The organism is Desulfarculus baarsii DSM 2075, assembly GCF_000143965.1.
Taxonomy (GTDB): domain Bacteria; phylum Desulfobacterota; class Desulfarculia; order Desulfarculales; family Desulfarculaceae; genus Desulfarculus; species Desulfarculus baarsii.
In genome coordinates this window covers 3,542,448-3,554,303 of record NC_014365.1, presented here as the reverse complement: position 1 = coordinate 3,554,303, position 11,856 = coordinate 3,542,448, and the positions used below count along the sequence as shown (strand labels likewise).

13 protein-coding genes are annotated in these 11,856 nt (G+C 65.7%); 9 read left to right on the top strand and 4 right to left on the bottom strand.

Going from position 1 to position 11,856, the window contains the following annotated elements; translation table 11 throughout:
- The first annotated feature begins 252 nt into the window (after nt 1–252).
- The 4 genes from DEBA_RS16050 (at nt 253) to DEBA_RS16035 (ending at nt 4,117) form a co-directional block, all read left to right on the top strand.
- Entirely contained in the window at nt 253–1,041 is a 789-nt protein-coding gene (locus DEBA_RS16050; protein WP_013260001.1) for a tetratricopeptide repeat protein, read from the top strand.
- The gene (locus tag DEBA_RS16045) at nt 1,038–1,439 is read left to right on the top strand and encodes a hypothetical protein (RefSeq protein WP_013260000.1); all 402 of its coding nucleotides are present in this window, start codon (nt 1,038–1,040) and stop codon (nt 1,437–1,439) included. Before DEBA_RS16050 ends, DEBA_RS16045 begins: the two co-directional genes overlap by 4 nt.
- 143 nt (nt 1,440–1,582) lie before the next feature.
- Complete coding sequence (locus DEBA_RS16040; protein WP_013259999.1) at nt 1,583–2,779, top strand: sensor histidine kinase; 1,197 nt, start codon at nt 1,583–1,585, stop codon at nt 2,777–2,779.
- 63 nt (nt 2,780–2,842) lie between these two features.
- Entirely contained in the window at nt 2,843–4,117 is a 1,275-nt protein-coding gene (locus DEBA_RS16035; protein ID WP_083779063.1) for an SPOR domain-containing protein, read from the top strand.
- Nucleotides 4,118–4,196: 79 nt separating this feature from the next.
- Here the strand turns inward: DEBA_RS16035 and DEBA_RS16030 are convergent, their stop codons facing one another.
- The 3 genes from DEBA_RS16030 to DEBA_RS16020 all read right to left on the bottom strand — a co-directional run bounded on the left by DEBA_RS16030 (nt 4,197) and on the right by DEBA_RS16020 (nt 6,691).
- Nucleotides 4,197–5,024 (bottom strand): DUF169 domain-containing protein, encoded by an 828-nt coding sequence (locus DEBA_RS16030; RefSeq protein ID WP_013259997.1) that lies wholly within the window; start codon nt 5,022–5,024, stop codon nt 4,197–4,199.
- Between the two features lie 102 nt (nt 5,025–5,126).
- Nucleotides 5,127–5,810: a hypothetical protein gene (locus tag DEBA_RS16025; protein ID WP_043814719.1), complete on the bottom strand. Its 684-nt coding sequence runs from the start codon at nt 5,808–5,810 to the stop codon at nt 5,127–5,129.
- 200 nt (nt 5,811–6,010) lie between these two features.
- Nucleotides 6,011–6,691, bottom strand: coding sequence for a hypothetical protein (locus DEBA_RS16020; RefSeq protein WP_013259995.1), 681 nt, complete (start codon nt 6,689–6,691; stop codon nt 6,011–6,013).
- A gap of 368 nt (nt 6,692–7,059) precedes the next feature.
- Here DEBA_RS16020 and DEBA_RS16015 point away from each other — a divergent pair, with 368 nt between their 5' ends.
- The 5 genes from DEBA_RS16015 (at nt 7,060) to DEBA_RS15995 (ending at nt 10,910) form a co-directional block, all read left to right on the top strand.
- On the top strand, nt 7,060–7,785 hold the full coding sequence (locus DEBA_RS16015; protein ID WP_013259994.1) for a Bax inhibitor-1/YccA family protein: 726 nt from the start codon (nt 7,060–7,062) through the stop codon (nt 7,783–7,785).
- Between the two features lie 129 nt (nt 7,786–7,914).
- Entirely contained in the window at nt 7,915–8,463 is a 549-nt protein-coding gene (locus DEBA_RS16010) for a pyruvate ferredoxin oxidoreductase subunit gamma (protein WP_013259993.1), read from the top strand.
- A 5-nt stretch (nt 8,464–8,468) separates the two neighbouring features.
- Complete coding sequence (locus tag DEBA_RS16005) at nt 8,469–8,798, top strand: 4Fe-4S binding protein (protein WP_013259992.1); 330 nt, start codon at nt 8,469–8,471, stop codon at nt 8,796–8,798.
- The gene (gene porA, locus DEBA_RS16000) at nt 8,776–9,951 is read left to right on the top strand and encodes a 2-ketoisovalerate ferredoxin oxidoreductase subunit alpha (protein WP_013259991.1); all 1,176 of its coding nucleotides are present in this window, start codon (nt 8,776–8,778) and stop codon (nt 9,949–9,951) included. The genes DEBA_RS16005 and porA overlap by 23 nt, the downstream gene beginning before the upstream one ends.
- Nucleotides 9,948–10,910: a thiamine pyrophosphate-dependent enzyme gene (locus DEBA_RS15995; protein ID WP_013259990.1), complete on the top strand. Its 963-nt coding sequence runs from the start codon at nt 9,948–9,950 to the stop codon at nt 10,908–10,910. Before porA ends, DEBA_RS15995 begins: the two co-directional genes overlap by 4 nt.
- A 124-nt stretch (nt 10,911–11,034) precedes the next feature.
- On the opposite strand, the gene DEBA_RS15990 is transcribed toward DEBA_RS15995, so the two are convergent.
- A complete protein-coding gene (locus DEBA_RS15990) occupies nt 11,035–11,853 on the bottom strand; it encodes an SDR family NAD(P)-dependent oxidoreductase (RefSeq protein ID WP_013259989.1) in 819 nt (272 codons plus the stop codon).
- Nucleotides 11,854–11,856 lie beyond the last annotated feature (3 nt).

Here is an 11,856-nt window from a genome sequence, read left to right as displayed (position 1 = left end):
GGCGGACATGTGGCTTACGCTCCGTTATCGTCTGATGAAGCAAACTTTGCCAGGTCGCGGCCGGCCTGTCAATGATTTTTTGTATACAGTATGCAAATATCAATGGTCACGGCGCCTGTGAAAAAAAGCGACGGCCGGGCCGGTTTTTTGCTGCTAAAATATACGTAATGCAAGCCCGGATCAGGCTCGACCATACAACATGTCAATAACACAATATATTTTTGGTCAATCGCCATCGTCTGCGAGGCGTCAGTGAGCTATCCCAAAGTATTCGCCGGCGAGGTTTACCTGGAGCGCACCGAGGTCACGGTGGGTTATCTGGACACCTCGCGCAAGACGGCCCTGGAAAATTATTGGCGGGCCGACCCCCTGGACGAAGACCGGGTCAAAGTGGTGTTGCTGGACCTCAACGACGAGCCCACCGACCTGTGGGAGATCGTCTCGCGGCGGGAGTTTCACCAGCGCTTCATGCACCAACCCGGCTATTGGAACAAGACCAAGGGCGGCAAGCAGCGTCTGGCCGAGGTGATCATCGACCGGGCCGACGAGCACTACGACAACAAGGAATACCTTTCGGCCGAATACGAATACAAAAACGCCCTGCGCCTGGACGAGGAGTCGGTGCGGGCCAACTTCGGCCTGGGCCTGACCTACATGGCCCAGGGCGAGATCGAAAAGGCCCGCGACGTATTTTTTCGTCTGGCCAACATCCAGGCCGTCTACAGCCCCCAGCACAAGCATCTGTTCAACGAGTTCGGCATCCAATTGCGGCGCTCGGGGCTCTACAACGAGGCCATGGAGCATTATCACCGGGCGCTGACCATCGTCGGCTCCGACGAAAACCTCTGGTTCAACCTGGGCCGGGCCCTGCACGAGGACGGCCATCGGCCCGACCTGGCCCGCCGGGCCATGGACAGGGCCCTGGCCCTCAACCCGGCGATGCTCGAGGCCCAGGCCTACATCAATCGTTTCATGACCGACCAGGCCCAGGGCGATGAGCCGGCCGCGGCGGCCACCGAGCAGGGAGATCTCGCCCGATGAAAGGTTTGCGGCTCGTTTTGACGGCGCTGTTGCTCGGCGCGGCCTTGGCTTGGCCGGCGCTGGCCCAGCCAGGCGCGGTGGGTGGCCTCATCGAGACCGATCAGGGCCGGGCCATTGCCGTGATCGCCTTCACCGAGTTGGTGGAGACGCTGCCGGTGACCTACGACGAGAGCGAGGAGCAAGTGCCTCTGGCCGATATCAAGAGCATCACTCGCCTGGACGGCGACGAGGTGGTGCTGGAAAATATCGCCGGACGCAAATTCAAGGCAATCATGCCGATGTCGGCCATCAGCCGGGGCGATATGATCGCCTACCGGGCGGTGGAGCCGATCAGCGGCCGCGTCGAGCCGGCGGCCATCGACGGCGCTTTCGTGCGGCGGGTGAGCTTTACCCGCTGAAAAAGCGCCTCGGGCTTGCTCTGGCCGGGCCAATGCCATAATCTGAAAACAGGGGAGCAAGGGGATCGAAGGGCCGCCGCGCCGTGGCCGACAATGGCGTGGCGCGAGGGATGTTACTTTCCGGCGCGCGAGGACGGTGGGCGGTGAGCCGCGACCCTGGCAAGAAGACGCTGATCAATTTCGACCAGACGCGCTCGCTGCTGGACCGGCGCGAGGTGGCCGAGCACATCCTGGAGTCGCTCAGCGACGGGCTGTTGCTCATCGACGAAGACGGCGACATCGTCCTGGCCAACCCGGCCGCCGCCGAGATCTTGGGCGTGGAGATGGATCATTTGGCCCGCGCCGGCTGGGCCGAACTGTTTTTTGACAACCCCGAAAACGTCGACTTCAACCAAGTGGTCGTCCACGTCCTGCAAGACGACCAGACCCAGGCCAACCGCCAGGTGCGCTACTTTCGGCCCGATGGCCAGGTCCGCGATCTGGTGGTCACCACCATCGTCATGAAAGACGGCGTCAGCCCCGCGCAAGAGGTCAGCGCCGTGCTGGTGGTGGTCGGCGACGTGACGGAGATGGTCAAGCTGCACCGCAGCGAAAGCGAACTGCTGCAACGCTCCCAGCGTTTGGCCCAGGAAAAGGCCGAGGGTCTCGACCGCCTGGCCAGGGCCGTGGCCCACGAGATTCGCAACCCCATCACCAGTATCGGCGGCCTGGCCAAACGCCTGCTGACCAGCGTCAACCCCTACGGCCGCGATGCCCAATACCTGCGCCGCATCCTCGACGCCACCGAGAGGCTCGAAACCATCGTCCGCGAGGTGCGCGACTACGCCGACCTGCCCGCGCCGCGCCCCCGGCCGGTGGACCTTGGCCCCTGGTTGGCCGCCCAGGCCGAAAACTTCCGCATGGAGGCCGCCGCGTCCAAGGTGGAGCTAGAAGTCATGGGCGAGGTGGGCCAGGCCGGCGCGGCCTTTGCCCGCATCGACGAGACCATGCTCGAACGGGTGCTGGACATGCTTTTTTCCAACGCCCTGGACGCCATGCCCGGCGGCGGCAAGCTGGTCATCGGCCTGCAACTCAACGGCGATCTGGCCCTGATCACCGTCACCGACAGCGGCAAGGGCGTCGACCCCGAGGAGTTGCCTTATCTGTTCGATCCATTCTATAGCACCAAGGCCGACGCCGTGGGCATGAGCCTGGCCATCGCCAAGCGCGTGGCCCTGGAGCATCACGGCGACCTGAGCTTCGAAAGCCGGTCCGGCCAAGGGGCCACCTTCACCCTGCAACTGCCCCTGTGCCCCCACGAGCGCGACGAACAAGCCGAGCCTGTCGCCGAAAGCGCCTGAGCGCGCGGCCAAGGGGCGATTTTTCTGGCGGCGGCCCAGGGCGCGGGGCATATAATCGGGGCCATGTCGCCACGCGCCATGAAAATCATCGGGCCGGCGGCGCTGGCCTTGCTGCTGTGCTGGCCCGCCGTGGCCGCCGAGGGCGAACTGTGCCTGCGCCTGGTCTGGGCCGAGAGCCAGGCCCTGCTGGCCCCGCTGACGCCGGCGCGGCTGGCCGGCCGTTCGTTCGCCAAGGCCGCCGCCCAGGCCGTCGAACAAAGCGGCGGCCGCATGCGCCTGACGGTCAGTTGCCTGGAGCGGGCCAAGATCGACCCGGCCGTGTTGCGCGCCGCCCGGGGCCTGGGGCCGGGCCAGGTCAGCGCGCCGTTCGACCTGGCCCAGGGCCGGGCCCTGGTCCAGCCGACGACCCTGGCCTTTCGCCTGGAGGGCAAGGCCCTGTTCGACCAGGGCCAATACGCCCAGGCCGAACGCCTGCTGCTAAAAGACCTCGACCTAAACCCCGATTCGGCCCTGTGCTTGCATCTGCTGGGCCTGTGCCGGGTCTGGGCCGGCGACCATCTGGCCGCCGTGGCCTACTTCGACCAAGCCCTGGAAGTCAGCCCGCGCAACCCGGCCATCATCGGCGACAAGGCCTCGTCGCTTTTGGCCATGGGCCGCCTGGCCCAGGCCGCCGAACTCTACGACCAGGCCCTGGCCCTGGGCGGCGACAACCCGATTCTGCTCAACAACCTGGCCTGGGTGTTGGCCAACCAGCGCAAGGATCTGGCCCGGGCCGAACGCATGGCCAAACGGGCGGTGGAGCTGGCCCCCGATCAGGCCGCGCTGTGGGTGACCCTGGGGGAGGTGCAAGCGGCCAGGGGCCGCCACGCCTCGGCGGTGTCAAGCCTGCGCCGGGCCCTGGAGCTGAACCCCGACGAACGCGGCGGCGCCGAGAACCTGGCCAAGAGCCTGGCCAAGCTGGACGCGGCCCAACGCCGCCGCCTGGCGGCCGCCGAACCGACGCCCGAGCCCACGCCGGCCAGGCAAGCGCCCGCGCCCACGCCGACCAGCGCCGCCAGGCCCCCGGCCGGCCGGGCCGAGGCGGCCCAGACCCCAACCGGATATTATCTGCAAGCGGGATCGCACCCCGACGAGGCCCAGGCCCAGGCCCAACTGGCGCAATGGCGGGCCCTGGGCCAGGCTTGCCTGCTGGAGCAGTGGCGTGGCGGCGCGGGCCTGGGCCCGTGGTGGCGGGTGCTTTTGGGGCCCTTGGCCAGCCGCGAGGCCGCTCTGGCCCGGGCCGAGGAACTGCGGCGGCAAGGGGCGCTCGAGCGCTGGGTGCTGCTCTGGCGGCCGTGAGGAGCCGCGCCGGCGTGGGCGTCGACCCGGCCCCGGCCGCCAGGGCCCACAAACGCGCGCGGCCGGGGCCGAAGTTTGCTCAGGCCTCGTTCCAGGCCTTTTTGCTGCGGGCGATCTTTTGCAGCGAACCCCGCCAGGCGTGTTTTTTCAAAAACGATTGTTCGTAAAGCTCGACCATGCCCTCGAACATGGCTGGCGAAACGGTAAACGACAGTTCGTCGGTCTTGTAGAACTTGCGCGCCGAAGGATCCCAGCCGCCCAGCACGGCGCGCTCCTGGCCCTTGGCCAGATAGTGCAGGGGCCAGGCCACCAGGCTGCCGCAGCCGGCGCTCCAGGGCGAAGCCACCACCTCCGGGTCGTTGCTGACGAAGGTGGCCAACTGGTGCAGGCCGGCCATGGCCTCGGGCCGGGCGAAAAAACAGACCAGCACGGGCTTGTCGGCCTCGCTCAGCAGTTCGAAGGGCTTGAAGACCAGATACTTGCTGGGCACGGGCCGGGGGTCGACATAATTGAAGATGCGGCGCAGTTCATCGGGCGAGGCGCAGTAGTGCTCGCTCTCCATGCCCTGGGCCCCGGTGGAGACGTAGTGAATGATCGACTCCAACTGGGGCTTTTGAAAGCCCAGCCAGAAGGCCGCGCCCAGACAGCCAAACCGTTCGGCGCTGAACCAGGCGGGCAGGCGTTTTTTGCGCGCCCGCCAGATATGGCCCATGGCGCAGGAAAAATTGGCGAAGACCTGGCCCAAGTCGGCCTGGCCCTGGGCCTCCATCTCGCGGCTGGGCAGAAGCTGTGGCTTGGGGCTGAAGCCGTCGGTTGGTTCGTCGTCGCAAAACAGCGCGACCATGGGCGGCTCGTCCAGGCCGATGGTTTGCAAAAAGTCGTCGAGTCGTTGGTCGGAGATGTTCATCGCTTTCCCCCGTTGGTCGTGGTTGGCTGGCCAAGGGCGGCCCCGCGCGGGCCGGCGCTGGTTATTTTTTTATTATAGCGCGGAATTTTGGCCGGGGTGGCCTCAGACGATGACGTCGATGGAGGGATGCGCGGCGTTGGCGTGGACGAGGGCTTGCGGCGCGGCGTCGGCGGCGGGCTCCGTCGTGGCCTGGGCTTGCGGCGCGGCGTCCTGCTGGTCGGCCGCGACCTCGGCGTCGGTGGCGACGACTGCCTGGCCCGTGGCTTCGACCGCCGCGTCTTGGGCCGCGCCGTCCACGGCCGCTTGGGCCTGGGCCTCTTCGGCCGCCTGGCGCTGTTCGAAGTCTTCCTGGGAGTCATCGATGATCCGTTGATCGACGTCGCCTTGCAGGGCCTCTTCGATGTCGTCTTTGGACGTGCCCGAGCCGGCCTCGTCCGGGCCGTAGGCGCCGCCGCTGAACGTGCCGCTGGCCTTGAGCCCGCCGAAGCGTTCGAGCAGACAATAAGCCTGGCTTTGCTGGGTGGTTTGCAGTTGGCTGGCGACGTGCAGGGTTTGGACCTGGGACGTGAGGTATTTCGACTGCTGGTAGTCGTAGTCGAAAAAGTTGCCGGCCATGAGGTTTTGCTCGGCGGGGCCGCTGGAGGTGAGTGCGGCGGTCTGTTCGGCTATGGTTTCGGTGAGTGCTTCGTCCAGCAGGCCGGCCTCGGCGTTCAGGCCCTCGGCCAGGGTCTGGTCGATCTGGCCTCGGATGTCGAAACTCTGCAAGATGCTGTTCATCAGGCTCATTGTCACGCCGCCGCTCATGTCTCACCCCCCTCGCCCCGGCCAGGGTCTTGTATCGCTGTTCATATATTCATCGGCGCGACAAGACCAATTTGGCTCGGCAGACGCCTATCTCGGTGGCCTGGTCGGCGATGACTTCCGCGACGCCCGCATGCGGCGCGCATCCTCGGCCAGACTCTGGGCGCTTGTTTCTTTGGCCTGCCTCAGACGATGACGTCGATGGAGGGATGCGCGGCGCCGGCGTCGGCGGAGGCTTGCGGCGCGGCGTCGGCGGCGGGCTCCGTCGTGGCCTGGGCTTGCGGCTCGGCGCTCTGTTGGTCGGCCGCGACCTCGGCGTCGGTGGCGACGACTGCCTGGCCCGTGGCTTCGACCGCCGCGTCTTGGGCCGCGCCGTCCACGGCCGCCTGGGCCTGGGCCTCTTCGGCCGCCTGGCGCTTTTCGAAGTCTTCCTGGGCGTCCTCGATGATCTGCTGATCGGCGTTATCGCGCAGGGGCTCCTCGACCTCGTACTCGGATTTGCCCAGGCCCGAGCCATAGGTGCCGCTGACGCAGAGGCCGCCAAAGGGATCGAGCATGGAGATGATCCGGTTTTTTTGCAGGCTTTCCATCTTGCAGGTGAGGCTCAGCGACTCCACCTTGGCCGTGAGGTATTTCGACTGCTGGTAGTCGTAGTCGAAAAAGTTGCCGGCCATGAGGTTTTGCTCGGCGGGGCCGCTGGATGTGAGTGCGGCGGTCTGCTCGGCGATGGTTTCGGTGAGTGTTTCGTCCAGCAGGCCGGCCTCTGCGGTCAGGCCCTCGGCCAGGGTCTGGTCGATCTGGCCTCGGATGTCGAAACTCTGCAAGATGCTGTTCATCAGGCTCATTGTCACGCCGCCGACGCTCATGGCCCCGCCCCCCTCGACGAAATCAAGTCGTGCAACCTTCTCATCTAGCTTATCGGCGTGTTGGCCTGGAAACTTTAGGCCTATTTTGCTTGGCGCGGGGAAGGGCCGTGGCCTCGCCGCTGGCGCGCCAGATAGCCGCATTATGGACCAAGGGCCAGGCGAAAGTTAAGCCCCAAGGCGCTTGGCGCGCAAAAAAAGCTTAGCAAGTGGCCCAGGGCATGATAACAAAGTATTATTATGCCGGGCCATGACCGCGGCCGCCAGCGCACGACCGGCAAGTCGGGCGGTCGGGGTGGTCTGGCCGTTCGTTTGGCCCCGCGACCGGTCGGCGGGGAGCACTTGATCCCCGACAGAAGGAGTTTTGCCGTATGGATCAAACAGCGTGGCGTTCGCCGGCGGGCGAGGCGATCAGCGATCGTCAGACCCAGATCATCGGCGCGTTCATGCGCCGGGTTTACAATTGGATGACCCTGGGCCTGGCCCTCAGCGGCGTGGTGGCCTGGTGGGTGATGAACTCCGATGCGGCGCTGAGCGTGTTCATCGACGCCCAGACCGGCCCGACAATGATGTTCTGGGCGGCGATCATCGGCGAGTTCGGCCTGGTCATCGCCCTCAGCGCCGGCATCCGGCGCTTCAGCCCGACCACGGCCATGGCCCTGTTCACGGCCTACGCGGCCTTGAACGGCGTGACGCTGGGCATTGTGATGTTGGCCTTCACCGGGGCCTCGGTGGCCAAGGCCTTTTTGATCACCGCCGGCACCTTTGGCGTGACCAGCATCTGGGCCTCGACGACCAAAAAAGACCTTTCGGCCTGGGGCTCGTTCCTGTTCATGGGCCTGATCGGCATCATCATCGCCTCGGTGGTCAACATTTTCTTCGAGTCGCCGATGATGGACTGGATCATCAGCGTGGTTGGCGTGGGGTTGTTCGTTGGTTTGACGGCCTATGACACCCAGCGCCTGCGGGCGATGGTGCTGGAGGCGGCCAACGAGGTCACCGTCAGCAAGATGGCCATTTTCGGGGCGTTGCAGCTCTACCTCGACTTCATCAACCTGTTTTTGATGTTGCTGAGGCTGTTCGGCGACAGGCGATAAGCGTTTTACTCGGAGTTGGGTCCGGGGCTCGGCCGGGAGAGCCCCGGACTGCTTGACACCTTGTGAGACGCAATCTATACTCTCCCGCTTATCAGACAACCAAAACCCAGCTTCGTTAAGGAGTCCCCCATGATTGAGGTTCGCTTTCATGGCCGGGGAGGTCAGGGCGCTGTCACCTCGGCGGAATTGATGGCTCAGGCCGCCATCGCCGAGGGCAAGTACGCCCAGGCCTTCCCCAGTTTCGGCCCTGAACGCCGCGGCGCTCCCTTGCAGGCTTTTCTGCGCATCTCCGACGAGCAGATCCGCCTGCGCGAAAAAATCTACGAGCCCGACGTGGTCGTCGTGCTCGACCCCAGCCTGCTGGCCACCGGCAACGTCAACGCCGGCCTGAAACCCGACGGCGTGCTGGTCGTCAACAGCGCCAAAAATGTCGAGGCCGTGCGCGGCGAATGTCAATTCAATGGCCGCACGGCCATCGTCGACGCCAGCAAGATCGCCGAGGAAGAACTGGGCGTGCCCATCACCAACACCACCATGCTGGGCGCCCTGCTCAAGGCCGCCGGCCACGTGGACCTCAAGGCCATCGAGAAACCGCTGGCCGCGCGTTTCGGCCGCATCGCCGAAAAGAACCTGCGCGCCCTCAAGCGGGCCTACGAAGAAACCGTGATCGAGGAGTAACGACAATGGCCGACGAAGGAATGGTTTCGTGGAAGAGCCTGGCCCTTGGTTGCGCCATGGTCGAACCTGGCACTTCCAAGCGCTTCAACACCGGCGATTGGCGCAGCCGTCGCCGGCCGGTCACCGACCGCGAAAAGTGCATCAAATGTGGCCTGTGCTACATCCTGTGCCCGGACATGGCCTTCAGCCCCGACCCCAACGCCGAAGGCTACTACAACTGGGACGGCTATTATTGCAAGGGCTGCGGCATCTGCGTCAAGGAATGCCCCAAGGACGCCATATCCTGGCAGGAAGAAAAAGAGGAGGATAAGTATGGCCCAGCGTGTGGGGCTTGAGTGCTCACTGGCCGTTAGCGAGGCCGTCAAGCTTGCCAACGCGGACGTGATCGCGGCTTATCCCATCACTCCGCAGACGCACATTGTCGAACATCTTTCCGAGCTGGTGGCCAGCGGCGAACTGGACGCCGAGTTCGTCCCCGTCGAGAGCGAGCACAGCGCCATGAGCGCCTGCGTGGGCTCGTCGGCGGCCGGCGCGCGCACCTTCACCAGCTCCAGCAGCCAGGGCCTGGCCCTGATGCACGAGATCCTCTACATCGCCAGCGCCCTGCGCCTGCCCATCGTCATGGTCGTGGCCAACCGCGCCCTCAGCGGCCCCATCAGCATCTGGAACGACCACGGCGACATCATGAGCGAGCGCGACATCAACTGGGTGCAGTTCTTCGCCGAAAACGGCCAGGAGGTGCTGGACCTGACCATCACCGCCTTCAAGATCGCCGAGGACCACCGCGTCACCCTGCCGGTGATCGTCAACATGGACGGCTTCATCCTCACCCACGTCATCGAGCCCATCGAGATGCCCGAGCAAAACGAGGTCGACGCCTATCTGCCGCCCTTTGTCCCGGCCCAGAAGCTCGATCCGGCCAAGCCCATCAGCATGGGCATGGTCGGCGTGCCCGAGGTCTACACCGAGGCGCGCAAGGCCTGCGTGGACGCCCTGGAAAAAAGCTATCCCTTCATCGTCGAGCACTGGAACGACTTCGCGGCCCAATTCGGCCGGCACTACAAGCCCATCGAGTGTTACAAGACCGACGACGCCGAGGCGCTTTTCGTGACCATGGGCTCGCTGAGCGAGACGGCCATGACCACGGTGGATGAGCTGCGCGCCGCCGGCCAGAAGGTGGGCCTGGTGCACATCCGCCTGTGGCGGCCTTTCCCGACCGACGACTTCCTGGCGGCCATCGGCGAGAGCAAGCCGCTGATGGTCCTCGACCGGGCGCTCAGCCCCGGCTGCAACGCCGGGCCGGTGGCCACCGAGCTGCGGGCCCTGTTGTACGCCAAGGGCAAGACCCATTACGTGGCCAACTTCGTGGCCGGCCTGGGCGGCCGTGACGTCACCCGCGCCGACTTCAAGTCGATGATGGCCAAGACCCTGTCGGCCGCCAAGTCCGGCGCGCCGATGCCCTACGAGATGGTGGGGGTGAAGGAATGAGCAAGGCAGCCGAGGCAATCAAGAACGTCGAGAAGATCTCGCCCAAGAACATGCCCCTGGTCGAGCCGCTCTCCCGCGGGCATCGCGCCTGCCAGGGCTGCGGCGAGGTGTTGGCCCTGCGCCAGGTGCTCAAGGCCGTGGGCAAGCAGGTCATCGCGTGCAGCGCCACCGGCTGCATGGAGATCATCAGCTCGCCCTATCCGCAGACGGCTTGGGAAGTGCCCTGGATCCACGTGGCCTTCGAAAACGTCGCGGCCGTGGCCAGCGGCGTGGAGGCCGGCCGCAAGGCCCTGATCCGCAAGGGCCGCATCCAGGACGACAACACCAAGGTCATGGCCTTCGCCGGCGACGGCGCCACCGCCGACATCGGCCTCCAGGCCCTCTCCGGGGCCATGGAGCGCGGCCACGACTTCGTCTATGTCTGCCTGGACAACGAAGCCTACATGAACACCGGCATTCAGCGCTCCAGCTCCACGCCCTACGGCGCCATGACCACCACCAGCCCGCCGGGGGCCAAGAGCAAGGGCCAGTCCACCTGGAAGAAAAACATGCCCCTGATCGCCGCGGCCCACGGCATTCCCTACGTGGCCACGGCCAGCCCGGCCTTCCACCTGGACCTGATGAACAAGGCCCGCAAGGCCGCCGCCGTGCCCGGCCCGGCCTACCTGCACATCTATTCGCCGTGCCCCACCGGCTGGCGTTGCGGGCCCGACACGGCCATCGAGGCCTCGCGCCTGGTGGTCCAGACCCGCGTCTTCCCGCTGTTCGAGGTCATCGACGGGCGCTACGTGCTCACCCGCGACATCACCAAGCCCAAGCCGGTGGCCGACTATCTCAAGAGCCAGCGCCGCTTCGCCCACTTGAAAGATGAAGATATAGAATTTATTCAAAAAAGAGTGGACGAAGAGTGGGAGCGCCTGCTAAATTTAGTAAAGGCTACGAACCCGGAGGCCAAGTGATCGAGGCCGACGCGTAGCCCCTGAAAAGCCCCCCAACCCTGTGCGCCGCTGACACTTGCCAAGTTGCAGTGAAGGCGGCGTGCAGGGGTTTTTAATTCCCGCCCCCACACGCCGCCTTGGTGAATCAGGCGCGGTCCGAACCCTTCAGCGCCACCGTCGAGATCAACGGCAGCAGCCGCCTGGGCAGAAGCCGAGGCATCAGCAGATGCACCAGTTTGTTTTGTATCCCCGGAATGAACACGGCCCGGCCCTTTTCGATGGTTCGCAACCCGGCTTCGGCGATGGACTCCGGGCTGGCCAGGCCGCCGATGGCGTACCAGCGCAGCTTTTTGGGAAAGCCCTCGCCGCGCAACAGCGGCGTGTCCACGTAGCTGGGGCACAGGGCGCAGACCTTGACCCCGCTGCCGGCCAGCTCCTGGCGCGCGCCCTCGCTTAGCATCAGCACGAAGGCCTTGGTCGCGCCGTAGACGGCGTGGTGGGGCGTGGGCTGGAAGGCGCTGGCCGAGCAGACGTTGAGCACCCGGCCCTGTCCGCGCCGCGCCATCTCGGGCAGAAACAAGGCCATGGTGGCCATGTAGGCCCTGGCGTTGACGTGCAGCAGCAGCTCGCTTTTGGCCAGCGGCGTTTGGTGAAAGGGCCCATAGCTGATCACGCCGGCGTTGTTGACCAGCACGTCCAGCTCGGGGCGGATCGCCGCCGCCTGGGCGTGCAACTGGCGCGGCCCGTCGTTTTGGGCCAGATCCACGCACAGGGGCCAAGCCTGGACGCGGTGGCTTTGGCGCAACTCGGCGGCCAGATCGTCCAGGGCCCCGGCCTCGGCGGGCAGGGCCGCCACCATGACGTCGGCCCCACGGGCGGCCAGGCCCCGGGCCAGTTCGCGGCCGATGCCCGAACTGGCCCCGGTGACCAGGGCCGTCTTGCCGCGCAGTTGATAGCGGGCCATGCT